General features: G+C 59.1%; 21 protein-coding genes and 1 pseudogene. 13 read left to right on the top strand and 9 right to left on the bottom strand.

Annotated elements, in window-relative coordinates; translation table 11 throughout:
- Positions 1 to 3 precede the first annotated feature (3 nt).
- The 3 genes from OKC31_RS01295 to OKC31_RS01285 all read left to right on the top strand — a co-directional run bounded on the left by OKC31_RS01295 (position 4) and on the right by OKC31_RS01285 (position 3227).
- Positions 4 to 984 carry an ABC transporter ATP-binding protein gene (locus OKC31_RS01295; RefSeq protein ID WP_005337668.1) on the top strand — a complete coding sequence of 327 codons (981 nt, stop codon included), beginning with the start codon at positions 4 to 6 and terminating at the stop codon, positions 982 to 984.
- Positions 985 to 1980, top strand: coding sequence for a murein tripeptide/oligopeptide ABC transporter ATP binding protein OppF (gene oppF, locus OKC31_RS01290; RefSeq protein WP_005337666.1), 996 nt, complete (start codon positions 985 to 987; stop codon positions 1978 to 1980). It begins immediately after the preceding gene.
- A 302-nt stretch (positions 1981 to 2282) separates the two neighbouring features.
- A complete protein-coding gene (locus OKC31_RS01285) occupies positions 2283 to 3227 on the top strand; it encodes a TerC family protein (RefSeq protein ID WP_005337664.1) in 945 nt (314 codons plus the stop codon).
- 65 nt (positions 3228 to 3292) lie between these two features.
- On the opposite strand, the gene alr is transcribed toward OKC31_RS01285, so the two are convergent.
- Entirely contained in the window at positions 3293 to 4519 is a 1227-nt protein-coding gene (gene alr, locus OKC31_RS01280) for an alanine racemase (RefSeq protein WP_042056513.1), read from the bottom strand.
- A gap of 173 nt (positions 4520 to 4692) precedes the next feature.
- On the opposite strand from alr, the gene OKC31_RS01275 reads away from it, so the two are divergent.
- Positions 4693 to 5142 (top strand): methyltransferase family protein, encoded by a 450-nt coding sequence (locus OKC31_RS01275; RefSeq protein ID WP_201973993.1) that lies wholly within the window; start codon positions 4693 to 4695, stop codon positions 5140 to 5142.
- Between the two features lie 93 nt (positions 5143 to 5235).
- On the opposite strand, the gene tapW is transcribed toward OKC31_RS01275, so the two are convergent.
- Both tapW and OKC31_RS01265 read right to left on the bottom strand, forming a co-directional pair.
- On the bottom strand, positions 5236 to 6375 hold the full coding sequence (tapW, locus tag OKC31_RS01270) for a type IVa pilus ATPase TapW (protein WP_019446654.1): 1140 nt from the start codon (positions 6373 to 6375) through the stop codon (positions 5236 to 5238).
- A 57-nt stretch (positions 6376 to 6432) separates the two neighbouring features.
- Positions 6433 to 6789 (bottom strand): DMT family protein, encoded by a 357-nt coding sequence (locus OKC31_RS01265; RefSeq protein ID WP_005353120.1) that lies wholly within the window; start codon positions 6787 to 6789, stop codon positions 6433 to 6435.
- 112 nt (positions 6790 to 6901) lie between these two features.
- On the opposite strand from OKC31_RS01265, the gene OKC31_RS01260 reads away from it, so the two are divergent.
- From OKC31_RS01260 to OKC31_RS01250, 3 genes are all read left to right on the top strand, one after another.
- Positions 6902 to 7633 (top strand): substrate-binding periplasmic protein, encoded by a 732-nt coding sequence (locus OKC31_RS01260; RefSeq protein WP_270656003.1) that lies wholly within the window; start codon positions 6902 to 6904, stop codon positions 7631 to 7633.
- Between the two features lie 97 nt (positions 7634 to 7730).
- Positions 7731 to 8738: a vitamin B12 ABC transporter permease BtuC gene (gene btuC, locus OKC31_RS01255; protein ID WP_158109343.1), complete on the top strand. Its 1008-nt coding sequence runs from the start codon at positions 7731 to 7733 to the stop codon at positions 8736 to 8738.
- A gap of 65 nt (positions 8739 to 8803) precedes the next feature.
- Positions 8804 to 9601 carry an ATP-binding cassette domain-containing protein gene (locus OKC31_RS01250; protein ID WP_270656112.1) on the top strand — a complete coding sequence of 266 codons (798 nt, stop codon included), beginning with the start codon at positions 8804 to 8806 and terminating at the stop codon, positions 9599 to 9601.
- Positions 9602 to 9717: 116 nt separating this feature from the next.
- Here the strand turns inward: OKC31_RS01250 and OKC31_RS01245 are convergent, their stop codons facing one another.
- On the bottom strand, positions 9718 to 10779 hold the full coding sequence (locus OKC31_RS01245; RefSeq protein ID WP_150997425.1) for a 3-deoxy-7-phosphoheptulonate synthase: 1062 nt from the start codon (positions 10777 to 10779) through the stop codon (positions 9718 to 9720).
- A gap of 144 nt (positions 10780 to 10923) precedes the next feature.
- Between OKC31_RS01245 and OKC31_RS01240 the strand changes: the two genes are divergently transcribed.
- Together OKC31_RS01240 and OKC31_RS01235 are read left to right on the top strand one after the other, a co-directional pair.
- On the top strand, positions 10924 to 11304 hold the full coding sequence (locus OKC31_RS01240; RefSeq protein ID WP_270656002.1) for a diacylglycerol kinase: 381 nt from the start codon (positions 10924 to 10926) through the stop codon (positions 11302 to 11304).
- Positions 11305 to 11532: 228 nt separating this feature from the next.
- Positions 11533 to 12739: pseudogene (locus tag OKC31_RS01235) on the top strand (IS3 family transposase).
- Between the two features lie 63 nt (positions 12740 to 12802).
- Here the strand turns inward: OKC31_RS01235 and serA are convergent.
- The 5 genes from serA to OKC31_RS01210 form a co-directional block, all read right to left on the bottom strand.
- Complete coding sequence (gene serA, locus OKC31_RS01230) at positions 12803 to 14035, bottom strand: phosphoglycerate dehydrogenase (protein ID WP_005337639.1); 1233 nt, start codon at positions 14033 to 14035, stop codon at positions 12803 to 12805.
- Positions 14036 to 14359: 324 nt separating this feature from the next.
- Positions 14360 to 15013, bottom strand: coding sequence for a ribose-5-phosphate isomerase RpiA (gene rpiA, locus OKC31_RS01225; protein WP_005353106.1), 654 nt, complete (start codon positions 15011 to 15013; stop codon positions 14360 to 14362).
- 161 nt (positions 15014 to 15174) lie between these two features.
- Positions 15175 to 15771 carry a 5-formyltetrahydrofolate cyclo-ligase gene (locus OKC31_RS01220; RefSeq protein WP_058059524.1) on the bottom strand — a complete coding sequence of 199 codons (597 nt, stop codon included), beginning with the start codon at positions 15769 to 15771 and terminating at the stop codon, positions 15175 to 15177.
- A gap of 212 nt (positions 15772 to 15983) precedes the next feature.
- Entirely contained in the window at positions 15984 to 17318 is a 1335-nt protein-coding gene (locus OKC31_RS01215; RefSeq protein ID WP_270656001.1) for a Na+/H+ antiporter NhaC family protein, read from the bottom strand.
- Positions 17319 to 17746: 428 nt separating this feature from the next.
- Positions 17747 to 18727, bottom strand: coding sequence for an alpha/beta hydrolase (locus tag OKC31_RS01210; protein WP_270656000.1), 981 nt, complete (start codon positions 18725 to 18727; stop codon positions 17747 to 17749).
- Positions 18728 to 19000: 273 nt separating this feature from the next.
- Here OKC31_RS01210 and dapB point away from each other — a divergent pair, with 273 nt between their 5' ends.
- From dapB to OKC31_RS01190, 4 genes are all read left to right on the top strand, one after another.
- Positions 19001 to 19813 carry a 4-hydroxy-tetrahydrodipicolinate reductase gene (dapB, locus tag OKC31_RS01205; protein WP_005347132.1) on the top strand — a complete coding sequence of 271 codons (813 nt, stop codon included), beginning with the start codon at positions 19001 to 19003 and terminating at the stop codon, positions 19811 to 19813.
- A 669-nt stretch (positions 19814 to 20482) separates the two neighbouring features.
- Positions 20483 to 21619, top strand: coding sequence for a glutamine-hydrolyzing carbamoyl-phosphate synthase small subunit (gene carA, locus OKC31_RS01200; RefSeq protein WP_005337628.1), 1137 nt, complete (start codon positions 20483 to 20485; stop codon positions 21617 to 21619).
- A 20-nt stretch (positions 21620 to 21639) separates the two neighbouring features.
- Entirely contained in the window at positions 21640 to 24864 is a 3225-nt protein-coding gene (carB, locus tag OKC31_RS01195; protein ID WP_193860815.1) for a carbamoyl-phosphate synthase large subunit, read from the top strand.
- 301 nt (positions 24865 to 25165) lie between these two features.
- Positions 25166 to 26317 (top strand): DUF1615 domain-containing protein, encoded by a 1152-nt coding sequence (locus tag OKC31_RS01190; protein ID WP_047437512.1) that lies wholly within the window; start codon positions 25166 to 25168, stop codon positions 26315 to 26317.
- Positions 26318 to 26337 lie beyond the last annotated feature (20 nt).

Raw genomic sequence — 26337 nt, 5'->3', positions numbered from 1 at the left:
TATATGAAGTTACTGGATGTGAAAGATCTGCGGGTCGAGTTCAAGACCCCGGACGGCAATGTGGTGGCGGTCAACGACCTCAACTTCTCCCTTTCTGCCGGTGAAACCCTGGGGATCGTCGGCGAGTCCGGCTCCGGCAAATCCCAGACGGCCTTTGCCATCATGGGGTTGCTGGCCAAAAACGGCATTATTACCGGTTCCGCCAAGTTTCAGGGTGAGGAGATCCTCAACCTGCCGGAGTCCAAGCTCAACAAGATCCGCTCCGAGAAGATCGCCATGATCTTCCAGGACCCGATGACCTCGCTCAACCCCTACATGAAGGTGCAGGATCAGCTGATGGAAGTGCTGATGCTGCACAAAGGGGTGAGCAAGGCGGAAGCGTTCGAAGAGTCGGTACGGATGCTCGATGCGGTCAAAATTCCTGAAGCACGCAAGCGGATGGGCATGTATCCCCACGAGTTCTCCGGCGGCATGCGTCAGCGGGTGATGATCGCCATGGCACTGCTCTGCCGGCCGCAACTGCTGATCGCCGACGAACCGACTACCGCACTCGACGTGACCGTACAGGCCCAGATCATGACTCTGATGAACGAGCTCAAGCGCGAGTTCAACACCGCCATCATCATGATCACCCATGACCTTGGCGTGGTCGCCGGTATCTGCAACAAGGTGCTGGTGATGTATGCCGGTCGTACCATGGAGTACGGCAAAGTAGACGATATCTTCTATCGCCCAAGCCACCCCTACACCGAAGGCCTGCTGCGCGCCATTCCTCGTCTCGATACCGAAGGGGAAGTGCTGCCCACCATCCCGGGCAATCCGCCCAACCTGCTGCGTCTGCCGACCGGCTGCCCCTTCCAGGAGCGTTGCCACCGGGTCAGCGAAATTTGCGGCCAGCAGTCACCGATCCTGACCCCGTTCAACGACGGCCGGGAGCGTGCTTGCCACTGGGTTTCGGATGCCATGAACAAGGGGGCCAACTAAATGGGTGCCGACAAAAAATTGCTGTTGGAAGTGTCTGACCTCAAGGTCCACTTCAGTATAAAGAGTGGCAAGGCGTGGCCCTGGGCCAAGCCGTCTGATCTGAAAGCAGTCGATGGCGTGACCTTGCGTCTCTATGAGGGGGAGACCCTCGGCGTGGTGGGTGAATCCGGCTGCGGCAAGTCCACCTTTGCCCGCGCCATCATCGGTCTGGTACCGGCCACCGATGGCAAGGTGGTGTGGCTGGGTGACGATCTCACCAAGCTCGATCAGAATGCCCTGCGCGAGAAGCGCAAAGAGATCCAGATGATTTTCCAGGATCCGCTGGCCTCCCTGAACCCGCGCATGACCATCGGCGACATCATTGCCGAGCCGCTCATCACCTTCTACCCCAACCTGCCACGGGAAGAGGTGAAGGAGAAGGTGCGTGCCATGATGAGCAAGGTGGGGCTGTTGCCCAACCTGGTCAACCGCTATCCGCACGAGTTCTCCGGCGGTCAGTGCCAGCGGATCGGGATTGCCCGGGCACTGATCCTCGAGCCCAAGATGATCATCTGTGACGAGCCGGTCTCGGCGCTTGACGTATCCATTCAGGCGCAGGTGGTCAACCTGCTCAAATCCCTGCAAAAGGAGATGGGGCTGTCGCTTATCTTCATCGCCCACGACCTGTCGGTGGTCAAGCATATCTCCGATCGGGTGCTGGTGATGTATCTGGGTAACGCCGTCGAGCTGGGGACCCGCAAGGAGATCTTCGCCAACCCGCTGCATCCTTACACCAAGGCGCTGATGTCAGCGGTGCCGATCCCGGACCCTGAGCTGGAGCGCAACAAGGTGATCCAGATCCTGGAGGGGGATTTGCCCTCACCGATGAATCCTCCGTCAGGCTGCGTGTTCCGCACCCGCTGCCCGGTGGCTGGCCCCGAGTGTGCCAAGACCCGCCCAGTGCTGGAGGGGAACTTCGATCACGCGGTCTCCTGCCTCAAGGTCGACCCGCTCTGATGGGGATGTGTTGAACCTGCTTGTGGGGCTCCTTGATGGGGCCCCGATTTATTTCTGGCGGCAGTGAAGATGCCTCTTGGCGTTATCATTTACCGCTGCTACTATCCGCGCAACAAGGGGAGTAACTTCTCGCCGGTTTGTCGTCATTACGGTGCACCCATTTCCTGCAGTGCACCCGGCAGCCGGGCAGTTGATGCAAATCAGCTGTAAGTGAGACCTTGCCGAGAGGCAAGGTGTATCTGCTCCAAACGCAAACCCACGCCTCTCGGTCGTGGGTTTTGTCGTTTTTGGGAGAAGTGAACATGGGTGAATGGTGGATGTGGACCGGTTTCTTCAGCATAGTGCTGGTCCTGTTATGGATAGACATACGCTTTGTCGGTGGCGGCAAGTCACACAAGGTGTCCCTCAAAGAGGCGGGTGTCTGGTCTCTCATCTGGGTCAGCGTGGCCCTGCTCTTCAACTTGGCTATCTGGCTCTGGCTGGATCACAGCGCGGGCCGTGAAATCGCCAACCAGAAGGGACTGGAGTTCCTCACCGGCTACCTCATCGAGAAAGCGCTGGCAGTGGACAACGTCTTCGTCTGGCTGATGCTGTTCGGCTACTTTGCCATTCCGGCCGAGCTGCAGCGCCGGGTGCTGCTCTACGGGGTGCTGGGGGCCATCGTGATGCGTGCCGGTATGGTGTTCGCGGGCAGCTGGCTCATCGAGCAGTTCCACTGGATCCTCTATCTGTTCGGCGCTTTCCTGCTGCTGACCGGTGCCAAGATGCTGTGGGCGGCCGACAAGGAGCCTGATCTCGCCAACAACCCGTTGCTGGGCTGGATGCGCCGTCGCTTCAAGGTGACCGAGACCCTGGAAGGGGAGAAGTTCTTCGTCTGGCGTGACGGTGTGCGCTATGCCACCCCGCTGCTGCTGATCCTGGTGCTGGTGGAGGTGAGCGATCTTATCTTTGCGGTGGACAGTATCCCGGCCATCTTCGCGGTGACCACGGATCCCTTCATCGTGCTGACCTCCAACATCTTCGCCATCATGGGTCTGCGTGCCATGTACTTCCTGCTGGCCGGTGTGGCTGATCGCTTCGCCCTGCTCAAATACGGTCTGGCGCTGATCCTGATGTTTATCGGGGTCAAGATGCTGCTGCTGGATATCTTCAAGATCCCGACCGGCATAGCACTGGGCGTAGTCGCGTTGATCTTGCTGGCATCCATGGGGCTGAGTCTGTTTGTGACCCGTAAAAAGGCCGCTTGAGCGCGGCAGACAATGAAGCAATAACAACAAGGGCTCCCGCGGGAGCCCTTTTTCATATCGCGTGATCAGCGTTTGATCTTTTTGGGGTTGGTGTAGCCCCAGATGGTGTACATGTCCGCCAGCAGGGCGCCGTTGTACTCCTCCAGATCCGCCTGTTTCACTTCGGCTTCACCCTGACGGCCAAACAGCACCACCTCGTCGCCGGGTTTCACCCCTTTCAGATCAGTCACATCCACCATGATGGTGTTCATGGAGGTCTTGCCGACCACCGGCACCTTCTGACCCTGGATCAGCACATAGGCTTTGTTGCTGAGGGCGCGGCGATAACCGTCGGAGTAGCCCAGCGGCAGGTTGGCGAGCCAGGAGTCACGCTTGAGAGTAAAGGTGCGGTCATAACCGACGGTGTTGCCTGCTGCATAGTGGTTGACCGAGGCGACCTGGGTTTTGAATGCCATCACCCGCTTGTATTCGGTGTGGGAGGGGATGGAGTCACCGTAGAGCAGGCCGCCCGGGCGCACCATGTCGAAGTAGGCGTCCGGCACGGCCAGAGTGGCGAAGGAGTTGGCGGCGTGGATGGTGATCTTGCTGCGATCCAGCTTGCCCGCTTCCAGCAGCCACTGGGAGTCCAGTTTGAACTGGGCCAGCCCCATCTTGACGTCCTCTTTCTCCTCCACCGGGAAGTGGGTCATGATGCCGACCGGGGTGATCCCCTTGAGCTTGAGCATGGCCAGCGCATCCTGCTTGGCATCGGCCAGACGCAGGTCGATGCCGTTGCGGCTCATGCCGGCGGAGTTGAGCGCGATATGCACCGGAATGGTGGTGTGGTGGCGCTGGGCGATATCGGCGATACCCTGGGCACTCACCAGACTGCCGATCAGCTCCTCCATCTTGTAGGGCAGGGCCTGCTCTACTTCATCCGGGGTGGCAGCACGCACCCGCATCAGACGGCCGGTAAAGCCCTTCTCGCGGGCGACGCGCGCCTCTTCGTTGCTGGCGATGCCGATGCAGGGGATATTGGCCTTGACCACGGAGGGAACCAGCAGGTCGATGCCATGACCATAAGCGTCGGCCTTCATGATGGCGCAGATCTGCGGGCCCTTGTCGCCGAGGCGATCCTTGAGGGTCTGGATATTGTGTTCAAAGGCGCCCAGATCCACTTCCAACCAGGCGTTGCTGGCGGTTTGCTCCTGGCCGTTGCGATGATCCGTCGCAAGGGGCAGATAGGGAGCCGCAACGGCTTGGCCCGCGAGCAGGCCGAAGATCAGGGTAGCCAGCAGAGTTTTCTTGTGCATGGTGATTCCTTTTTGTTGTTCGCGTTGGATAGTTTGGACGGGGTCGGCCACATTGGTGGTGGTTTAACCACAACTTGTTGTTATTATTATGATCTTTGTCACTCTCAACAGGCGCTGACTGGTTGGGAGTCTACCGCAACACGGGTTCGGCCGACACTCGTCAGGGGAAGAAAATGGTCAATCTTGAGTTACGTTTGCCACCACCGCTGATCTTCCTGCTCTGTGCCGGGGCCATGTGGTGGCTAAGAGGGGAGAGTCAGCCCGGCATCTGGGCAATGGCGCTGATGGCTGTGCTGGTCGTGGCGGGGGCCATCATGGGATTTGGTGCCCTGCAACGGTTTCGTCACCACCAGACCACGGTCAGCCCCACCAAACCTCAGCACACCAGTCGTCTGGTGACCTGTGGCGTCTATCGTGTCAGCCGCAATCCCATGTATCTGGGGCTGCTCTGCTGGCTGGCCGCTTGGGGCTGTTATCTCGGTGGAAGTTGGGTCTGGGTTGGGCCAATCGTGCTGGTGGCCTGGCTGACCCTCTTCCAGATCATGCCGGAGGAGCGGCTGCTGCGCGCCCGTTTTGGCGACGAGTATGTGGCGTATTGCCAGCGCGTTCGCCGTTGGTGCTGACTGGCTGTGATCTGCGTGAGCTGAGGGATAAGTCGGGTCAGCCGTGCTGGATAAAGAGAACCCCGGACGGGCCCGAGGTTCTCGAGGGGCTAGTTAGAAAAAATCGCCCTTCTCGTCCTTGGTGGGTTCGAGGCTCCAGCCGGTGGCATCGCTGCTGCTGGCAATCTGCCCCTTCTCCTTCCACAACTTGATCTTGAGGCGCAGGTTGTTGGCCGAGTCGGCGTTTTTCACCGCCTCTTCTTCCTCAATTACCCCTTCCACTACCAGATCAAACAGGGCACTGTCGAAGGTGACCATGCCGAGGGCTTTGGACTTTTCCATCACCTCTTTGAGGCCGCCAAATTCGCCGCGCTTGATCATGTCGCGGATGGTGTGGGTGCCGAGCATGATCTCCACTGCGGCCCGGCGGCCGCCATCGGTGGTTTTCACCAGCCGTTGGGAGACAAAGGCCTTGAGGTTGTTGCCCAGATCGTTGAGCAGTTGTGGACGGCGCTCCTCGGGGAAGAAGTTGATGATGCGATCCAGCGCCTGGTTGGCGTTGTTGGCGTGCAGGGTGGAGATGGCAAGGTGGCCGGTTTCGGAGAAGGCCAGCGCATGCTCCATGGTCTCGCGATCGCGAATTTCGCCGATAAGAATGACGTCCGGCGCCTGACGCAGGGTGTTTTTCAGGGCGGCGTGGAAGCTGCGGGTATCCACGCCAACCTCCCGCTGGTTGATGATGCTCTTGCGGTGGCGATGAACGAACTCCACCGGATCCTCGATGGTGATGATGTGGCCACCGCTGTTGCGGTTGCGATGGTCGATAAGCGCCGCCAGCGAAGTGGATTTACCCGAGCCGGTACCGCCGACAAACAGCACCAGGCCTCGTTTCTCCATGATGGTGTCGAGCAGCACAGGTGGGAGTTTGAGATCTTCAAAGCGGGGGATTTCGGTCTTGATGTTGCGGGCCACCAGAGAGACTTCGTTGCGCTGCTTGAAGATGTTGACCCGAAAGCGGCCGATCTGGGGCAGGGAGATGGCGAGGTTCATCTCCAGCTCCTTGTCAAATTGCAGTTTCTGCTCGCCATCCATGATCTCGGCGGCGATCCGCGCCACTTCACCCGGCTCCAGCGGCGTTTCGTTGAGGGGGCGCAGGCCGCCGTTAAACTTGGCGCAGGGGGGCGCGCCGGTCGACAGATAGAGGTCTGAGCCATCCTGCTTGGCCAGGATCTGTAACATGTCTCGCAATTCCATTTTTTGCCTCGTCGATCAATGAGATGTCATGAGCGGGATGATATTGAGTGTACAGCCTCAGGCGCCGGTCAGTTTCTCGCGAAAGACAAAAAAGACCGCTCCGAGAATGCAGAGCCCTGCCCAGAGATAGTCCCATTTCAGATCTTCCTTGAGATAGAAGATAGAGAAGGGGACGAATACGGTGAGTGTGATCACTTCTTGCAGGATTTTAAGTTGGCCCACGCTCATCACCGTATGGCCAATGCGGTTGGCGGGCACTTGCAGCAGGTATTCGAACAGGGCGATACCCCAGCTCACCAGGGCGGCAATGATCCATGGTTTGTGGTTCATGCTCTTGAGGTGAGCGTACCAGGCGAAGGTCATAAAGACGTTGCTGCAGAGCAGCAGACCGATACTGGCGAAAATCGGGTTCATAGGGTTCTCCTTGAAAATCCGGCGCATTTTATCCCTGAACCACGGGTTTTCATACGTGGTGCGGGAGGGTATTTTTAACCAACAGGATAAGCCGTGCGAGGTATGCGACGGGATGGGCAAGTTATGCGGGATAGTGTTGTTACTGTTATTTGCCATGCCGGTGCGTGCGGCCCCGACGCTGACGGTGGCCACCGATCTGTGGCCGCCATTTCGCATCCTGCAAGCGGATGGCCGGTTGCAGGGGCTCGACATGGGCATCCTGCGCCGGTTGCAACAGGCGAGTGGCATTGAGTTGCAGGTACGGCGGATGCCGTGGGGCAGGGCGCTCAAGCAGATGCAGACCGGCCAGGTCGATCTGATGATTGGTCTCGCCTATACCGCCGAGCGGGCGCAGTTCATCGACTATCTGCAGCCTGCCTACTATCAGTGCTGGCCCGCGTTTTATGGTCAGCCGGTCAATGTGGCCCGGATCCACCAATACCGCGATCTGCAGGGGGTGAAGGTGGGCTATGTGCTCAACTCCGCCTACTTTGAGCCCTTCAACAGTGACAGCCGCCTCGACAAGCACGGAGTACCCACCGAAGATCAGCTGCTGCGCATGGTGCAGCGCGGCCACCTGCCGCTGATGATTGGCACCGACTGTCAGGTGGACTATGCCCTGAGTCAGGGAAATGCCAGCCGGATAGGCAAGGCGGACTATCGCCCCGCCACGCCGGTGACCCTCTATCTGGGGATGAGCAAGCACTCACCTCACCAGTCGCTGCGCCAGCCCTTGCTGGTGGCGCTGCAAAATCTGGTGGCCAGCGGCGAGATAAGGGTGATGGCCAAGCGTTACCAGCCTTGACCTTGGGTGGCAAGCCACTGTTATCATGCCCTTTTCCTGCTTCTCCCCCGGCGCTGCGACAGGGCCGGGGGGAAGCCTTGTTATTCGGGGATCCTCCTTGTACCTCTCCCTTATCGCCCGCCAACAGCGCTGGCAGCGGCGCTGGCTCTGTGGCTTGACGCTGCTGACCCTGTTGCTGTTTCTCTTCTCCCTCGTCTGGGGCGAGTTTGTGCTGCTGCCCTGGCAGTCCCTTGGCGATCTCGAACAGCGCATCCTGCTGGAGCTGCGTCTGCCGCGTGCCTTGCTGGCCCTCTTGGCTGGCGCAGCCCTTGCCTGTGGCGGCGCCGTATTGCAGGTGATGCTGCACAACCCGGTGGCGGAGCCCGGGTTGCTTGGCGTTTCAAGCGGGGCAGGCCTTGCCGCCATGGTGGCGATGGCGGTGGCCAAGTCCCTCGGCCTCTATCTGCCCGGCTGGGGGCTGTCGCTGGCGGCCTTCGGTGGCGCCCTGCTGGTGACCATGCTGCTCATTCGGCTGGCTCGCCGGGCTCGTCTCGGTCATGCTCGCTTGCTGTTGTTTGGCGTCGCCATCGGTATTCTTACCAATGCCGCCATGACCTGGTTGATGTACTTTGCCGACGATGGCTCCTTGCGTGAATTCATGTTCTGGATGATGGGCAGCCTCTCTTACGGCAGCCAGCAGTTCGGCTGGTGGTGGCTGGTGCTGCCGCTCACCCTGGGCTGGCTCTGCTGGCAGGGCAAGGCGCTGCAACAGTTGTTGTTGGGGGAGACCCAGGCCCGCCTGATGGGGATGGATGTCGACAAGATGCGGGTGCGGCTGGTGCTGGCGGTCTGTCTGCTGACCGGTGTGGCGGTGTCGTTGTGTGGTGTTATCGGTTTTGTCGGGTTGGTGGTGCCCCATCTGCTGCGGCTCTGCGGTGGCAGCGATCAGCGCTTTCTGCTGCCTGCCTCGGCGCTTGGCGGCGGGGCCCTGCTGCTGGCGGCCGATCTGGTTGCTCGATCCACCCTGAGCGCGGGGGAGTTGCCTATCGGCGTCATCACCGCCTCGGTGGGGGCGCCGCTCTTTATCTACCTGCTATTGAGGCAAACTGCCGATGGTGCTGCATGAATATCTGCATGATTTGGTCGGGGCGCGCAGTCTCCTTATTTACCCGTTGTTGAGGCAAGATGCCGATGTCACCCGCTGATCCCATGCCGGTTTCTTCTCGTGCTGTTGCGCCGTTGCTGGAGGCGCGCGAGCTCGCCATTGCCGGACGGCTCTCTCCCCTCGATATCCGCTGGCATGGCGGCCAGCTGGTGGCGCTGCTCGGCCCCAATGGCAGTGGCAAGTCGACTCTGCTCGGGGCGCTGGCGGGGATTTTACCCGCCGATGGCACAGTGCTGCTTGGGGGGAAAATGCTCGCTGACCTGAGCTGGCCAGCGCTGGCAAAACGGCGCGCCATGCTGCCCCAGCGCCAGCCCCAGCTGTTTCATATTCCGGTGTTTCAGGTACTGAGCCTGGGTCTTGATCAAGGGGTTGCGCCTGCCACACAAAACGAGGCTATCAGGGCGCTGTGCGAGGCACTGGAGCTGGAGGCTTTGTTGGCCCGGGATTTCAGCCGATTGTCGGGGGGCGAGCAGCAGCGGGTGCTGATTGCCCGTACCCTGCTGCAGGTGTGGCCGAGCCTCAATCCGACCGGCAAGGTGCTGCTGCTGGACGAGCCGCTGGCGGGGCTCGACCTGCATCACCAGCTGGCGCTATTGCGGTTGCTGAAAACCTTGGCCGGGCAGGGCTTGCTGGTGGTGCTCGCCATCCACGATATCAATCTGGCCATCGACTGGGCCGACCGCATTCTCTGCCTGCAACAGGGCTCGGTGGTGCGCGAAGGGGGTGTCGAGCTGGTGGATGAGGCGCTGCTGGCACAGGTATTCCAGATCCGCACCGACCGCATCGAAGCTGCGGGGCGCGTGTGGTTTATGCCCAGTTTGTAAGTAGGGTGTACAGGAAAGAGGGCGCATGTAGGGTCGAATAGCGAAGCGTCATCGGCCGACAGCAAGAAGAAGGGGCCGGTATCAAAAATACTGGCCCCTTTGGTTTTATTCGCAGTTCAAGCCTGTTTGCTCAGGCGCACCTGCGCCGCCTCTGCCAGCATCGCCAGCAGGGTTTCGGTGTCGCTCCATGACAGGCAGGCATCGGTGATGCTCTGGCCAAAGGTGGCGGCGCAGCCGTTCTCCACATCCTGGCGCCCTTCCACCAGGAAGCTTTCTGCCATGATGCCGGCGATGCCGGTACGGCCGCGGCGCAACTGATCGCAGATATCTTGCGCCACCAGCAGCTGACGGCGGTGATCCTTCATGCTGTTGCCGTGGCTGAAATCGACCACCAGACGCTCCGGCAGGCCCACATCGGCCAGCGCTTCACATGCTTCATCGACACTGGCGGTGTCGTAGTTGGGGCGGTGGCCGCCACGCAGGATAACATGACCAAAGGGGTTACCGGCGGTGCGGTAGATGGTCATCTTGCCGTCTTTGTCCGGCGAATAGAAGATGTGGCTGTGACGGGCGGCACGCACCGCATCGATGGCGATGCGGGTATTGCCGTCGGTGCCGTTCTTGAAGCCAACCGGGCAGGAGAGGGCGGAGGCCATCTCGCGGTGTACCTGGGACTCGGTGGTACGTGCGCCGATGGCGCCCCAAGTGATGAGGTCGGCAATATACTGGCCGGTCACCATATCGAGGAATTCGGTGGCGGTTGGCATGCCGAGCTCATTGATATCGACCAGCAGCTTGCGCGCCAGTTTCAGCCCTTCGTTGACGTCGAAGCTGCCATCGAGGCGCGGATCGTTGATCAGCCCTTTCCAGCCGACGATGGTGCGCGGTTTCTCGAAGTAGGTGCGCATCACGATGCAGAGGCTCTCTTTATACTGCTCGCGCAGGGCGTTGAGGCGCTGGGCATACTCGCGAGCAGCAGCGGGATCATGGATAGAGCAGGGGCCGACAATGACCAGCAGGCGCTGATCGTCTCCGGCCAGAATGGCTTCCACTTCGCGACGGGCATCCAGCAGATTCTGGGCAATGGTATCGGTGATCGGAAACGCGTGTGCAAGCTCGCTCGGAGTGATCAGTGACTCCAGGCGACGGGTGCGCAATTCATCTGTGTGAATGGACATACAACTCAAGTCTCGAGTGGGTGGTGTCAGCCGCAAGGGGCGAAAAAGCAAAGAGATAAAATAAAGCAAAAGTCCCCTGATTGAAACCTTGGGGGGCTCTGATAGGATGTGAGGCCAAAATCGATTCCAAATGAGGTAGTTAGCGTGGCAAAGCCAGGGGCAACCGGGGTCACCCGCATCATCAACGCAACCGGTTACAGCATGAAGGGGCTCAAGTCAGCCTGGATTAACGAGGCGGCGTTTCGGCAGGAGCTGATGCTGATCCTGTTGCTGATGCCAATTGCCTTCTGGCTGGGGGATTCTCTCAACCAGATCCTGCTGCTTATCGTCATCAGCTGGCTGGTGGTGATCGTCGAGATCCTCAACTCCGCCATTGAAGCTGTGGTAGACAGGGTTGGCTCCGAGCATCACGAACTCTCCGGCCGTGCCAAGGATCTCGGCTCTGCTGCGGTGTTTATCGCGCTGGCCCTTAATGCCCTGGTGTGGGGGGCGCTGGTAGGCCGCAACCTGTTGGGGTGGTGGTAGAGCACATATCTTGCCGGTGAGTTTGCGCACTCTCCCTCCGGGAGAGCAGGGTGAGGAAGATATCTTCTCCCCCTCATCCCCAGCCCTTCTCCCGCGAGGGGAGAAGGGAGCGAACACGATTTAGGCTCTGCAACATACAAAAGCCCGTCATCACGACGGGCTTTTTGCTGCGCAGTGTCCCGTCCTGAATATGGTTTACACCTTTCCCCCCAATAAATGGAGAACCCGATGGGACAAGGTGTGAAACGGACACAGCGCGATTACTCGCTGACTTTTAAACTGGCACTGGTCGAGCAGATTGAAAAAGGCGAGCTCACCTACAAACAGGCTCAGGTGCGTTATGGCATTCAGGGCCGCTCCACCGTTCTGGTATGGTTGCGTAAACATGGTCGGCAAGATTGGAGCCAGGGGGCTTCTGTGCGCGCCGGCAGGAGCATCACCATGCCTGACCCCGACAACCAGACGCCCGAACAGCGCATCAAGGAACTTGAGCAACAGCTGGCGCTGATGAGTCAGAAGGCCCAGTTTTTTGAGGCCGTCGTCGATGTACTGAAGAATGACTACGGCGTCTCCATCATAAAAAAGCGACCCGGCAAGTCCTCTCGCAGCGGCAAGTCGAGAGGCTGACCATTGTCAGGGCTTGCCTGTTTCTGGGGATAAGCCGGCAGGCTTACTACAAGCGCAATCGGGTCGCCGACGAGCGCCATGCACAAGGGCTACAGGTGGTGTGCTTCGTGCGTCAGGTTCGACTGCGACAACCTCGGGTCGGCACCCGCAAGCTGCATTATCTGCTGCAGGGTCAGGATGAGGGCGGGCTCAAGGTCGGGCGGGACAGGCTGTTTCAGATATTGGCCGAGCACCGCCTGCTGGTGCTGCCTAAGCGGGCGTATCACAAGACCACCCACAGTTTTCACCGTTTCTACCGTCATCCCAACTTGCTCAAGGCGGGGCCAGAGCAGGTCACACCGGTGGCACCGGAGCAGGTCTGGGTCGCAGATATCACCTATCTGCCAGCCAAAAGCGGGCCGCTGTAACGGATGCGTACTCACGCAAGATAGTGGGCCATCACGTGCACGAAGGGATGCACGCCGAATCGGTGGCGATGGCGTTCAAGAAAGCACTGAAGCAACGGTGTGGCAGCGGTGAACTCATCCATCACTCGGACCGCGGCGTGCAGTATTGCTCGGGGGTGTATCAGTCATTACATGAACGGTACGGGGTGAAATGCTCGATGACGGATGGGTATGACTGTTACCAGAATGCGTTGGCGGAGCGGGTGAACGGGATTTTGAAAGGAGAGTTATTGTTGCAAAGCCCGCAGGATTTGACGCAAGCGCGGGAAATGGTGCGTGAAGCAGTGGATATTTACAACGCGGAGCGGCCGCATCATGCGTTGAAATACAGAACCCCCGATGCGGTACATAGGGGATTCTGAGTAGAAAAATGCTAGTTGAAAATGTGTAAACCTATTTCAGGACTAGACACAGATAAGGGGCTATCAGTGGAGGATGCGGGCACGGATGGTGCCGTTGATCTCCTTGAGCTTGGCGAGCGCCTTCTCGCTGTGCTCGGTCTCCACGTCGATCACCACGTAACCGATATGGCTGCTGGTCTGCAGGTATTGACCGGCGATGTTGATCCCCTCTTCGGCGAAGATCTGGTTGATCTGGTTCATCACCCCCGGCTGGTTGCGGTGAATGTGCAGCAGGCGGCTGGAGCCCTTGTGGCCCGGCAGCGACACTTCCGGGAAGTTGACGGCGGAGAGGGTGGAGCCGTTGTCGGAGTATTTGACCAGCTTGTTGGCCACTTCCAGCCCGATGTTCTCCTGCGCCTCATGGGTGGTGCCACCGATGTGCGGGGTCAGGATGACGTTCTCCAGCCCACGCAGCGGGCTTTGGAACTCTTCGTCATTGGACTTGGGCTCGACCGGGAAGACGTCGATGGCGGCACCGGCGATATGGCCGCTCTTGATGACGTCAGCCAGCGCATCGATATCCACCACGGTACCGCGGGCGGCGTTGATGAAGATGGCGCCCGGTTTCATCATCCGCAGCTGCTCGGCTCCGATCATGTTCTTGGTGGAGGCGGTCTCCGGCACGTGCAGGCTGATGACGTCAGACATATTGAGCAGCTCGACCATGCTCGGCACCTGAATGGCGTTACCCAGCGAGAGCTTGTTCTCGATATCGTAGTAATAAACCTTCATGCCGATGCTTTCGGCGATGATGCCAAGCTGGGTACCGATGTGGCCGTAGCCGATGATGCCGAGCTTCTTGCCGCGCGCTTCCACCGAGCGGTTGGCCAGTTTTTCCCACACGCCGCGATGGCACTTGGCGTTTTTCTCGGGGATGCCGCGCAGCAGCAGCAGGATCTCGCCCAGAACCAGCTCGGCGACCGAACGGGTGTTGGAGAAGGGGGCGTTGAAGACCGGAATACCGCGGATCTGGGCCGCTTCCAGCTCGACCTGGTTGGTACCGATGCAGAAGCAGCCGATAGCGACCAGCTTGTTGGCGGCGTCGAGGACTTTCTCGGTGATCTGGGTGCGGGAGCGCAGTCCGATGAAATGGACGTCGCGGATCTGCTCGATCAGCTCCTCTTCGGAGAGCGAGGTCTTGAGATACTCCACACTGGTGTAACCTGCGGCACGAAAGGTCTCTACGGTGTTGGGGTGAACCCCCTCCAGCAGCAGAACCTTGATTTTATCCTTGTCCAACGAAAACTTGGCAGTCATGACGATCCCTCTGTATGTGCAAACGTAAGTGCAGATTTGGTGTGCGAAGAAAACCGTAAAGTAGCAAAAACGTTTGGGAGAGGGAATATTTGTGACGAAAGTCAAATTCTTTGAAGTTATCAACGAATGTTGTAAACATCCGTATGCAACTTGTTGAGGGATAAATAAAAACGGCGCCATCAGGCGCCGTCATTTATTCACAGTGCAATGTTTGGGTCATATCCCATCCCGGGGCTCAATCAACGCCGCTGCTGCGTCAGAGGTTGCAGAGTGGCGCTGGCGAGGGAGGGAGGATGCCGCTGCACTGTGCTACCGGTGTCGGGATTACTGGGTAATCACGCCGTCCGGCGTACCGATCAGGACAACATCGGCGCCGCGGGCGGCGAACAGGCCGTTGGTGACCACGCCAACAATGGCGTTCAGTCGCACTTCCAGCGCCTTGGCGTCGGTAATGGCCATGCCTTTTACATCCAGAATGTGGTTGCCGTTGTCGGTGACCACGCCTTCACGCCACACCGGGTTGCCACCCAGTTTGCGGATTTCACGGGCCACGTATTCGCGGGCCATCGGGATCACTTCCACCGGCAGCGGGAACTGGCCCAGCACGTCGACGGTTTTGGTGTTGTCGATGATGCAGATGAACTTGTCAGCGACGGCGGCAACGATCTTCTCGCGGGTCAGGGCTGCGCCACCGCCCTTGATCATGTCGCGGGTTGCGTTGATCTCGTCGGCGCCATCCACATAGACGGAGAGGGCGTCGATCTCGTTGAGATCATATACGGTGATGCCGAAGCCCTTGAGGCGCTCGGTAGAGGCCACGGAGCTGGATACCGCCCCCTTGATCTCGTCCTTCATGGTCGCCAGCGCGTCGATAAAGTGGTTGACGGTAGAGCCGGTGCCCACCCCGACGATGGTGCCGGGAACCACATACTTGAGCGCAGCCCAACCGGCCGCCTTCTTCATTTCATCTTGAGTCATGATCGTTCCTTAAGAAAAAAGCGGGCGCATTATATCCAACCCGGTACCCCGTCGCGACCTTGTTGCTCACGTTCCGGGGCAAAAAGAGGGACTTTGTAAATCGTTTGCCTGTTTATTCTGCGTTTGCGCGCACAAAGCAGGGGCTGCCTGCCAAAAACAGCCTATTCAAAGCGCCAGCAGTGGCTTGGGGTGATGATCTGGGGCAGCGGCACATCCCACTCCTCTTGCGGGACCGCATCCACCTGCTGGCAGTCGTGGGCAATGCCGAGCGGCTTGGGGCCCAGCTTGTGCTCATGCCAGATGGCGAGAGTGCGATCGTAGTAGCCGCCCCCCATGCCAAGGCGATTGCCCTGGGCATCGAAGGCGACCAGCGGGGTGCAGATAAGATCGAGCGTGCTGTGGGGCACCACCTGCAGGATATCCAGCTCCGGCTCTTCGATGCCGTAGCGGTTGCGTACCATGGGGCTGGTGGCGGTATAGCGCAAAAAGAGCAGGTGACCCGGAGTAAAGGGGTGGAGCACCGGCAGGTAGACCTCTTTGTGCTGGGCCCACAGCCAATGGATGGTGGGCAAGGGGTTGATCTCCCCGTCATTGGCCAGATAGAGGGCAATGCGTTTGGCGGCGAGGATCTCGGGGTGTTGCTTGAACTGGGCCAGCAGCTGTTGGGCCGCCAATTGCTGCTCGGCCGGACTCAGATTTTTGCGGCGTTGACGAACCAGTTGGCGCAGGGATTGACGTTCGGGTTGGGACTCATGCATGGGGAACCTCTGGTATAGCTGCGCATCGATGGCTTGAACGCGCTCTACCTTAGCACATTCACTCTTGACGTTAAGGGGGGCAGGGGAACTCCCGCCCCGGACGGCTGATGCCCGGGACGGTGGGATAAATGCTGGCGGGTCCGATAGTGAGTCAACAAGGGCCAGGGTGTGGCCCCTGTTGACAGCATGTCGGCGCGCCAGCCTCTGGTCTGTTACTTGTCAGCTTTGCCGCGCATCTGGTGCTTCACAAACACTGCAATGAGTGCCGCTACCGCGAGTGCCATCGGGTAGAAACTCATGCTTACTACCGCCAACGGCGACAGGGCGAAGATGGATCCCAGCAGCAGCGCCTGTGCGCCCCAAGGGATCAGACCCTGTACCACGCAGGAGAAAATATCGAGCATGGAGGCGGCGCGGCGCGGGGTGACACCGTGGTGTTCGGCCAGATCCCGGGCTACCTTGCTGGCGACGATAATAGCCACCGTGTTGTTGGCGGTGCAGAGGTTGGTGAGGCTCACTACCCCGGCGATGCCGAGCTCGGCCGCTTTCTCGTTCTGTTCGCCATTGTGCTCGCGAGTGAAACGGGCAATCAGGGCGCCGATGCGATCGCTTATCCAGGCCAGACCACCCTGACGCTCCATCAGGGCGCCGAGGCCGCCGATCAGCATGGAGAGCAGGAAGATCTCCTGCATGCCGGTAAAGCCCTGATAGATATCCTTGCTGAACTGACCGATGGCGTAACCGTTGATCATGCCCACCACTCCGGCGGCCAGAATACCGATCCCCAATACCACAAACACATTCACTCCGGCGAGCGCCAGCCCAAGAATGAGCAGGTAGGGCATCACCTTGAACAGCTCGATGGCGCTGCCGTTGGCAGGGGATTCACCCACTGAGCCCAGGGTCAGATAGAGCAGGATCACCGCGATGGCAGCTGGGGCTGCAATCTTGAAGTTCTCGCGGAACTTGTCCTTCATCTCGCACCCCTGGCTGCGGGTGGCTGCTATGGTGGTGTCGGAGATGATGGAGAGGTTATCGCCAAACATGGCGCCGGAGAGAATGGTGCCTGCCATCAGCACCGGATCGATACCGGCCGCCTGCGCCACGCCCAGCGCGACCGGCGCCACGGCACCTATGGTGCCCATGGAGGTACCCATGGCGGTAGCAATAAAGGCAGAGATGAGGAACAGTCCGGGCAACAGCGCCCAGCCAGGGATGAGCGACAGGCCCAGCGCCACAGTAGCATCAACCCCGCCGGTGGCCTTGGCCACGCTGGCAAAGGCGCCCGCCAGCAGATAGATAAGGCACATCGCCATGATATTGCTGTGGCCGACCCCCTTGAAGAAGGTCTCCAGATTGCTGTTGAAGCTCTCTTTGCCAAGCAGCAGGGCGAGCATCACCGCAGGCAGGGCAGCAACCGGAGCGGGCAGCTGATAGAAGGCGAATTCGACCCCCTGCAGGGTCAGCCAGGTACCGGTACCGATAAAGAGTGCGAGAAAAACCAGAAGTGGCAACAAGGCCCTGGCACTGGGTTGAGTCTGGATCATGTGTTCCTCTGAAATTGAGCAATGACCTCCTGTCATAAACTGCTTTGTACCTGTATCTGATAGGGATAGGGGGAAAACAGGGCGGGCATCCTGCCGCATTGGGGGGCCCACAGTAGTGAGTCAACCTCGCTTGGTCAAGATAGACGTCCAGATGGATAGGTGTTTTTGTTTGATGATTCTGGTGTTGTTGAGATATCCAAAGAATATTCGGAAAAAGAAGTTTGCGCTGTTTATTGTTCATTGCTGTTCTGGCGCAGTCCGCGGGTATCGCGTGCCTTTAATAAGGAAAGAGGTAAACGATAAGATCTCTGCATGCCATCTTGGGGATTTCTCCCGCTGCCAAACGTCAGCCGCACCTCTCTCTATCTCTACGTGAGCATGGTGCGGATATTTCCAGAACGCGTGGACACAAGACCTGGGCTGTGTGGTTACTGTGTCAGTTTCTCCACCGCCTGAACGGCTGTCGCGAGAGCATCCTGTTCCAGCGTCAGCGGAATGTGGCCAATTCCGGGCAGCAGGGTGACAGGCCAGGAGATGCCGAGACGTCTTAACTCAGGTTCAAGTTGATCTGTTTGGAAGACTTCGTCATTTGCACCCGCGATCACGGCGCAGGGGCGTTGCACATTGCGCAAATTCTGCTGATAGTCGCGCTCTGGCTGAAAGTTCGAGGCAAGGTTGAAGGAGTAGGAGGGGGTCAGCAGGGATTTCGCCTCATCATTGAGGGCAAAGTTCAGCACGGTCAGATAGTTGAGTGCGGAAATATGGAAACCGTTGAGGATGCTCAGGGCGATGAGACGAGGCAAGCCGATACGCACCCAGCCACCGCTGTTGGGCCGGTAGTTGGCGGCGGTGGGGCCGAGATAGGGGGAGAGCAGCAGATAGCTCTCGAACAGGGATTGTCGCGTGCTGCCAGCAACGCGCAGCACAAAGCCACCCCCTGACGAGAAGCCGACGAGTGTTGCAGGCTTGCCGGGGGCCACCGACTTGATGAAATCTTCCAGATCGTCTTCAAGCTGGCCAATGTAGGCAATGGTGCCTTTGTCGCCCGATGCGCCATGGCCGCGAATATCGAGGGCGTAGGCGTCATATCCCGCTTGCGAAAAGGCGCTCGCCATCTTGTGCATGCTCTGGCTGCTGGCAGAAGAGCCATGAACCAATACCACGCTGCCCTTGACCTTGTTGTTCTCTGCGTGCTCTTTTGCGCCATAGTGCCGATAGGCCAAGTTCGTGCCGTCACGCGCCGGGTATCTTGAGAGGGGTGGCATATTGCTCCAGCCACTCCCCTTGAAAGGGTCGTTGATGCTGGCCATCGCCGGTGCCGGACTCGGCCCGCCAAACAGCAGAGCCGCGGCCAGCATGACCAGGGGCAGTGATACCAACACCACTGCAAACAGCAATCCTGCGCTCATCCTTGCACCTCATTTGATATCGACACGGGCGTGGCCCTGATTTTGCTTATGCTGGCATTTCACTCGTTCGAACCTATCAGATGGCACCCGGTCTGCCAAATGATCGAGTGAGACGATGAAAAACGGCCTGTGACCAAAAGGAAGTTCTTGGCCAGCTAGTGGGCGCTGCCGTTGACGAGCGCAGCAAGGAGTGGTGGCATCATGGCTTTTCAAACCCGGCGCGGGCTGGTAAAACGGTCTCTTTCCATAATTAAAAGAGATGAGAGGGTGGAGATGGACAATCCGATCCGTGTGGCCGTGATGGGCTGTAATGGTCGTATGGGCAAGGTGCTGCTGGAGGCCATCACCAACACCGATGGCGTAGTGGTCGGGGCTGCACTGGAGCGGCCGGGTTCGGCGGTGATCGGTCTCGATGCCGGTGAGCTCAATGGGCTGGGCCATCTTGGTGTGGCCATCAGCGACAGTCTGGACAAGGTGCGTGACGAGTTTGATCTCATCATCGACTTCACCCGCCCCGAGGTGACCCTTGCCAATCTGGCCTTTGCACTGGCCCACCACAAGCAGATGGTGATCGGCACCACCGGTTTTGACGATGCAGGCAAGGCTGCTCTGAAAGAGGCGGGCAAGCAGATCGGTATCGTGTTCGCCTCCAACTACTCGGTCGGGGTCAACCTGGTGTTCAAGCTGCTGGAGCAGGCCGCCAAGGTGATGGGGGATTACACCGACATCGAGATCATCGAGGGCCACCATCGCCACAAGGTGGATGCGCCATCCGGTACTGCGCTCTCCATGGGGGAAGTGGTCGCCAAAACGCTGGGCCGGGATCTCAAGGAGTGCGCCGTCTATGGTCGCGAGGGGATCACTGGCGAGCGGGATCGCAACACTATCGGCTTTGCCACCATTCGCGCCGGCGATCTGGTGGGGGAGCATACCGTCATGTTTGCCGATATCGGCGAGCGGGTGGAGATCAGCCACAAGGCCTCCAGTCGCCTGACCTTCGCCAACGGTGCTGTGCGAGCGGGCAAGTGGCTTGGTCAGCAGGGTGCCGGTCTTTATGACATGCAGGACGTGCTTAATCTCAAGTGATGCCTCTGTGCGGCACTGTCGTACTACAGCTACCCAGTGAAAAACCCCGGCTTGCCGGGGTTTTTGCTGTCAGTCAGTCAGAGTTTGTGTAAAAAGACACGCTGCCTGCAATTTTTAACTGAACGCCTTATAAATCACACTATTGCGTTATCCGCCAGATTTTCCCTTCCTGAATGTCATCACCAGGTAACAGATTTGAGCATCTTTATGGCGGATAAAGCCATTTTTTTACACCGATCGGAAAAGACTAAAAATTCAAACGAAGAAAAACGTTTTCCATTTTTCATGTTCACTCTTGTCATCTTAAAAGCGTTAAATTTGTCATTGATGTTTTTTATGTAAAAATAAATGCCATTGTTTTAATTGGTTTTTTTGTTTGTTTTTGTCGTTATTGCTGGCTTGGCGGCATCTTTTGATGGTGGTTTTTCCTTTTCTTTCGCGGGAGGGGGTTGCAAAGCGATTGAGTGCATAGATAATGGGTAATGTTGCTTTTTTATTGAATTTAGATGCATTTCATCTGAGAAAAGACGTTGAAATGCCACTTTTTTTAAGTAGAATGCGCCCAATTTGCCAGAAATCTGCCGGGTTCGAGTCCTGTCCAAGACCGGAACCGAGCCCGCAACACCCAGGTAAATTGCTGAATTTAAAGCTAAATAACTGGAGGTTGTCTTGAATCACACTGCATTGCTAGTGCTGGAAGATGGAACTGTGTTCAAAGGCGTGTCGATAGGCGCCGAGGGATGTTCCGTTGGTGAAGTGGTTTTCAATACGTCGATGACGGGCTATCAGGAAATCCTCACCGATCCCTCTTATTCCCGTCAGATCGTCACCCTCACTTACCCCCATATAGGCAACACCGGCACCAACAGCGAAGATGAAGAGTCCAGTCAGATCCATGCTCAGGGATTGATCATCCGGGACCTTCCGATACTTGCCTCCAATTTCCGCAATCAGCAATCCCTCTCCGAATACCTCAAGTCTCACAACATCGTTGGCATCGCCGACATCGACACCCGTAAACTGACCCGCATCCTGCGCGAGAAAGGCGCTCAGGCTGGCTGCATTCTGGCCGGGAAACAGGTCGATGAAGCCTATGCCCTCGAACAGGCCCGCGCCTTCCCCGGTCTGAAGGGAATGGATCTGGCCAAAGAGGTGACGGTTGGTGAAGCGTACAACTGGACCGAAGGGAGCTGGCAGCTTGGCAAGGGGCATGTCACCCCGGATGCCGACCAGCTGAAATACCACGTAGTGGCCTATGACTTTGGCGTCAAGCGCAACATCCTGCGGATGCTGGTTGACCGCGGCTGCCGCCTGACCGTGGTACCGGCCAAGACCCCAGCCGCCGAGGTACTGGCGATGAACCCGGATGGCATCTTCCTCTCCAACGGCCCCGGCGACCCCGAGCCGTGCGACTACGCCATCGAGGCCATCAAGGCTTTCCTTAATACCAACACGCCGGTATTCGGCATCTGTCTGGGTCACCAGCTGCTGGGTCTGGCCTCCGGTGCCAAGACCGTCAAGATGAAGTTTGGCCACCACGGTGCCAACCATCCGGTGAAGAGCCTCGATGATAACACCGTCATGATCACCGCCCAGAACCACGGTTTTGCGGTAGACGAGAACAGCCTGCCGGATTGCCTGCGCGCCACCCACGTCTCCCTGTTCGATGGTTCCCTGCAGGGCATCCATCGCACCGACCGGCCGGCCTTCAGCTTCCAGGGACACCCCGAAGCGAGCCCGGGCCCGCACGATTGTGCCGGTCTCTTTGACCACTTTATTGAATTGATTAAGCAGTATCGCGCCTAAGGAATAGAGGAAAGAGTTTCATGCCAAAACGTAACGACCTTCAGAGCATCCTGATCCTCGGCGCCGGCCCCATCGTCATCGGCCAGGCCTGCGAATTTGACTACTCCGGCGCCCAGGCGTGCAAAGCCCTGCGCGAGGAGGGCTACCGCGTCATTCTGGTCAACTCCAACCCGGCCACCATCATGACCGACCCGGAGATGGCAGACGCCACCTACATCGAGCCCATCACCTGGGAAGTGGTGCGCGAAATCATCAAGAAAGAGCGCCCGGACGCCATCCTGCCCACCATGGGTGGCCAGACTGCGCTCAACTGCGCACTGGCACTGGAGAAGCATGGCGTGCTGGCCGAGTTCGGTGTCGAGATGATCGGTGCCACCGCCGACGCCATCGACAAGGCCGAAGACCGCTCCCGTTTTGACAAGGCGATGCGCAGCATTGGCCTGGAGTGCCCGCGTGCCGGTATCGCCCACAACATGGAAGAGGCGTGGGGCGTGCAGCAGATGGTCGGCTTCCCCTGCATCATCCGTCCCTCCTTTACCATGGGTGGCTCGGGTGGCGGCATCGCCTACAACACCGAAGAGTTCGTCGAGATCTGCGAGCGCGGTCTGGACTTGTCGCCGACCAAAGAGCTGCTCATCGACGAGTCGCTGATCGGCTGGAAAGAGTACGAGATGGAGGTGGTGCGGGATCGCAACGACAACTGCATCATCGTCTGTGCCATCGAAAACTTCGACCCCATGGGTATCCACACCGGTGACTCCATCACTGTCGCGCCAGCCCAGACGCTGACCGACAAGGAGTACCAGCTGATGCGCAACGCTTCCATGGCTGTGCTGCGCGAGATCGGCGTCGAGACCGGCGGCTCCAACGTCCAGTTCGGTATCAACCCGAAAGATGGCCGCATGGTCATTATCGAGATGAACCCGCGGGTGTCGCGCTCCTCCGCGCTGGCCTCCAAGGCGACCGGTTTCCCCATTGCCAAGATCGCTGCCAAGCTCGCCATCGGTTACACCCTCGACGAGCTGATGAACGACATCACCGGCGGTCGCACTCCGGCCTCCTTCGAGCCGGCCATCGACTACGTGGTCACCAAGGTGCCGCGCTTCAACTTCGAAAAATTCGCCGGTGCCAACGACCGTCTGACGACCCAGATGAAGTCGGTCGGTGAAGTTATGGCCATCGGCCGCAACTTCCAGGAGTCCCTGCACAAGGCGCTGCGCAGCCTCGAAACCGGCAAAACAGGCTTCGACCCCATGGTTGACCTCAATGCCCCGGACTCCCTGACCCGCATCCGTCACGAGCTGCAGGACGCCGGTAGCGACCGTATCTTCTATATCGCCGATGCGTTCCGCGCCGGTCTCTCCATGGACGGCATCTTCAAGCTGACCAAGATTGACCCCTGGTTCCTGGTACAGATTGAAGATCTGGTGAAGCTGGAAGACGAGGTGAAAGAGCGCGGCATGGCCGGTCTCGATGCCGACTTCCTGCGTGCCCTCAAGCGAAAAGGCTTTGCCGATGCCCGTCTGGCCAAGATCCTCGGTGTGGCCGAAGGGGAAGTGCGCAAACTGCGCGCCCGCCACAACATCTTCCCGGTCTACAAGCGGGTAGATACCTGCGCCGCCGAGTTCGCCACCAACACCGCCTACATGTACTCCAGCTATGACGAGGAGTGCGAAGCGGCCCCGAGCAACCGCGACAAGATCATGATCATCGGTGGCGGCCCGAACCGTATCGGTCAGGGTATCGAGTTCGACTACTGCTGTGTGCACGCGGCGCTGGCCCTGCGCGAAGACGGTTACGAGACCATCATGGTCAACTGCAACCCGGAGACCGTCTCCACCGATTACGACACCTCGGATCGCCTCTACTTCGAGCCGGTGACCCTGGAAGATGTGCTGGAAATCGTGCGCATCGAAAAACCCAAGGGCGTCATCGTTCAGTACGGTGGCCAGACCCCGCTGAAACTGGCCCGAGCACTGGAAGCCAACGGTGTGCCGATCATCGGTACCAGCCCAGATGCCATCGACCGCGCCGAAGACCGCGAGCGCTTCCAGTCTGCTGTCGAGCGCCTCGGCCTCAAGCAGCCGGAAAACGGCACCGTCACCGCGCTGGAGCAGGCCGTGCTGCTGGCCGAGCGTATCACCTACCCGCTGGTGGTTCGCCCCTCCTACGTGCTGGGTGGCCGCGCCATGGAAATCGTCTATGACGAGCAGGATCTGCGTCGCTACTTCGCCGAGGCGGTGAGTGTCTCCAACGAATCGCCGGTGCTGCTGGACCGCTTCCTGGACGATGCGACCGAGCTGGACGTGGATGCCATCTGCGATGGCACCGATGTAGTCATCGGCGGCATCATGGAGCACATCGAGCAGGCCGGTATCCACTCCGGTGACTCCGGTTGCTCCCTGCCTCCCTATACCTTGTCCAAGAAAATTCAGGACGAGATCCGCGAGCAGGTGCGCAAGCTGGCGCTGGAGCTCGGCGTTATCGGCCTGATGAACGTGCAATTCGCGGTCAAGGGCGATGACATCTACCTCATCGAGGTGAACCCGCGTGCCGCCCGTACCGTGCCGTTTGTCTCCAAGGCGACCGGTGCCCCGCTGGCCAAGATTGCCGCCCGCGTGATGGCCGGTCAGTCGCTGCAAGAACAGGGCTTTACCAAAGAGATCATCCCGCCCTACTACTCGGTGAAAGAGGTGGTACTGCCGTTCGCCAAGTTCCCGGGAGTTGACCCGCTGCTGGGGCCGGAGATGCGCTCTACCGGTGAGGTAATGGGTGTGGGCAGCAGCTTTGCCGAGGCCTATGCCAAGGCGCAGCTGGGTGCCAACCACGCCGTACCGAAAGAGGGTCGTGCCCTCTTGTCAGTGCGTCACAGCGACAAGGCGCAGGTGGTCGACTTGGCTGCCAAGCTGCTGGAGCTGGGCTACGAGCTGGATGCCACTCACGGCACCGCCGTCGCGCTGGGTGAGGCGAGCATCAACCCGCGTCTGGTCAACAAGGTGCACGAAGGTCGCCCGCACATTCTGGATCGCATCAAGAATGGCGAGTACACCTACATCGTCAACACCGCCGAAGGGCGGGTGGCGATCCAGGACTCCAAGCAGCTGCGTCGCGCCGCCTTGCAGAACAAGGTGGCGTATACCACCACCATGAACGAGGCGTTTGCCACCTGCATGGCCATCAGCGTGGATGCCACCGCCAACGTCAACTCGGTGCAGGAGCTGCACCAGAAGGTGAAAAACCGCTAAGAGTTTGCAGCGGGCATCAGCCCGACTTGCCAGACGACCAACCCCCGCCAGCGATGGCGGGGGTTTCTTTTTATCAGGAGCTCACCGTTCGGTTCGGGCCGGGTGAGCCATTGAGGAAGGTCATGAGTTCCGCATCGCAGACAACGGATGGCGCGTGGGGTGGCAAAAGCTGGCAAGGGGAGGGGATGCTGCGAGCGCGGGTTTCAACTGCAGCAGGCAATCCTCTACAATGGCCCCACTTTGCTTGTCAGTGCAGTGCCTGCGGCGCTGCCTGTAGGGCCTACAAAAAATGGACATGCTTATGACCGCTTTGCCTTCCTGTCGTCTTCTTGCCTTCTGCTCTGCCTTGTTGCTGGCCGGTTGTGCCAGTGATCCCGCCTCCGCGCCCGCCAAAGAGGCGAGCGTGAGCAACCCCAAAACGCCGCCTGCCATGCAGCCGCGCAAACCGGCGGATATGAAGAGCCGCATCGTGCGCTTCTTGCCCCGTCAGGTGCCGGACAAACAGGGGTGGGCCAACGACGTGGTGACGGCGCTCACCACCCAGGGGGTGACGGTCAATGATCACAATGTCTGTAGCGTGCTGGCGGTGGCGGAGCAGGAAGCCACTTATCAGGCCGACCCCGTGGTGCCGGGCCTTGGCAAGATCGCCTGGAAAGAGATCAACTCACGGGCAGCCAAGCTGCTGATCCCCGAATTTATGGTGCGGGCCGCGCTCTCCATCAACTCGCCCACCGGCAAGAGCTATGCCGAGCGGATCGACAAGTTGCGAACCGAGCGGGAGATGAGCGAAATTTTCGAAGACATGATCAGCATGCTGCCGATGGGCAAGACGCTGTTTGGCAACCTCAACCCGGTGCATACCGGTGGCCCGATGCAGGTGAGTATCGCCTTTGCCGAGGCCAACGCCCGTGGCTACCCCTATCCCATCAAGGATTCCATCCGCCACGAAGTCTTTACCCGTCGCGGCGGCATCTGGTTTGGCACCAAACATATCTTCGGTTATCCCGCCGACTACCCGGATACCCTCTACCGCTTTGCCGATTTCAACGCTGGCTGGTACGCCAGTCGCAATGCCGCTTTTCAAGCTGCCGTCAGCCGTTTGAGTGGCAAAACTCTGGCCCTGGACGGGGATCTGATCCGCTATGACTCGGATCTGCCGGGCAATACCGAGCTTGCCGTCTACACCCTCGCCAACCGGGTCAATATGAGCAAACAGGCGATCCACCAGAGCCTGCGCAAAGGGGATACCGCCGAATTTGCCGAGACCGATCTCTACCATCGCATCTTTACTCTGGCCGACAAGCAAGCGGGCAAGCGATTGCCCCGCGCCATCCTGCCCGGCATTCAGCTAAAGAGCCCGAAAATTACCCGCAACCTCACCACCGCCTGGTTTGCCAAGCGGGTGGATGACAGAGAGCAGCGATGTGTGCGGCAGATGGCGACGATTAGGTAGGGCTGGATTTGCTTCGAGAC

It is taken from the genome of Aeromonas sp. Y293-4, assembly GCF_027705905.1.
In the GTDB taxonomy this organism is placed as follows: Bacteria; Pseudomonadota; Gammaproteobacteria; order Enterobacterales; family Aeromonadaceae; genus Aeromonas; species Aeromonas veronii.
The sequence above is the reverse complement of the archived record's forward strand: the minus strand, read 5'-3'. Positions and strand labels throughout refer to the sequence as shown.

Excerpts from the sequence above, each read along its gene's own strand:
- OKC31_RS01295 (WP_005337668.1), top strand. The coding sequence starts at position 4 with ATGAAGTTACTGGATGTGAAAGATCTGCGGGTCGAGTTCAAGACCCCG.
- oppF (WP_005337666.1), top strand. The coding sequence starts at position 985 with ATGGGTGCCGACAAAAAATTGCTGTTGGAAGTGTCTGACCTCAAGGTC.
- OKC31_RS01285 (WP_005337664.1), top strand. The coding sequence starts at position 2,283 with ATGGGTGAATGGTGGATGTGGACCGGTTTCTTCAGCATAGTGCTGGTC.
- alr (WP_042056513.1), bottom strand. The coding sequence starts at position 4,519 with ATGCACAAGAAAACTCTGCTGGCTACCCTGATCTTCGGCCTGCTCGCG.
- OKC31_RS01275 (WP_201973993.1), top strand. The coding sequence starts at position 4,693 with ATGGTCAATCTTGAGTTACGTTTGCCACCACCGCTGATCTTCCTGCTC.
- tapW (WP_019446654.1), bottom strand. The coding sequence starts at position 6,375 with ATGGAATTGCGAGACATGTTACAGATCCTGGCCAAGCAGGATGGCTCA.
- OKC31_RS01265 (WP_005353120.1), bottom strand. The coding sequence starts at position 6,789 with ATGAACCCGATTTTCGCCAGTATCGGTCTGCTGCTCTGCAGCAACGTC.
- OKC31_RS01260 (WP_270656003.1), top strand. The coding sequence starts at position 6,902 with ATGGGCAAGTTATGCGGGATAGTGTTGTTACTGTTATTTGCCATGCCG.
- OKC31_RS01250 (WP_270656112.1), top strand. The coding sequence starts at position 8,804 with ATGTCACCCGCTGATCCCATGCCGGTTTCTTCTCGTGCTGTTGCGCCG.
- OKC31_RS01245 (WP_150997425.1), bottom strand. The coding sequence starts at position 10,779 with ATGTCCATTCACACAGATGAATTGCGCACCCGTCGCCTGGAGTCACTG.
- serA (WP_005337639.1), bottom strand. The coding sequence starts at position 14,035 with ATGACTGCCAAGTTTTCGTTGGACAAGGATAAAATCAAGGTTCTGCTG.
- rpiA (WP_005353106.1), bottom strand. The coding sequence starts at position 15,013 with ATGACTCAAGATGAAATGAAGAAGGCGGCCGGTTGGGCTGCGCTCAAG.
- OKC31_RS01220 (WP_058059524.1), bottom strand. The coding sequence starts at position 15,771 with ATGCATGAGTCCCAACCCGAACGTCAATCCCTGCGCCAACTGGTTCGT.
- OKC31_RS01215 (WP_270656001.1), bottom strand. The coding sequence starts at position 17,318 with ATGATCCAGACTCAACCCAGTGCCAGGGCCTTGTTGCCACTTCTGGTT.
- OKC31_RS01210 (WP_270656000.1), bottom strand. The coding sequence starts at position 18,727 with ATGAGCGCAGGATTGCTGTTTGCAGTGGTGTTGGTATCACTGCCCCTG.
- dapB (WP_005347132.1), top strand. The coding sequence starts at position 19,001 with ATGGACAATCCGATCCGTGTGGCCGTGATGGGCTGTAATGGTCGTATG.
- carB (WP_193860815.1), top strand. The coding sequence starts at position 21,640 with ATGCCAAAACGTAACGACCTTCAGAGCATCCTGATCCTCGGCGCCGGC.
- OKC31_RS01190 (WP_047437512.1), top strand. The coding sequence starts at position 25,166 with ATGACCGCTTTGCCTTCCTGTCGTCTTCTTGCCTTCTGCTCTGCCTTG.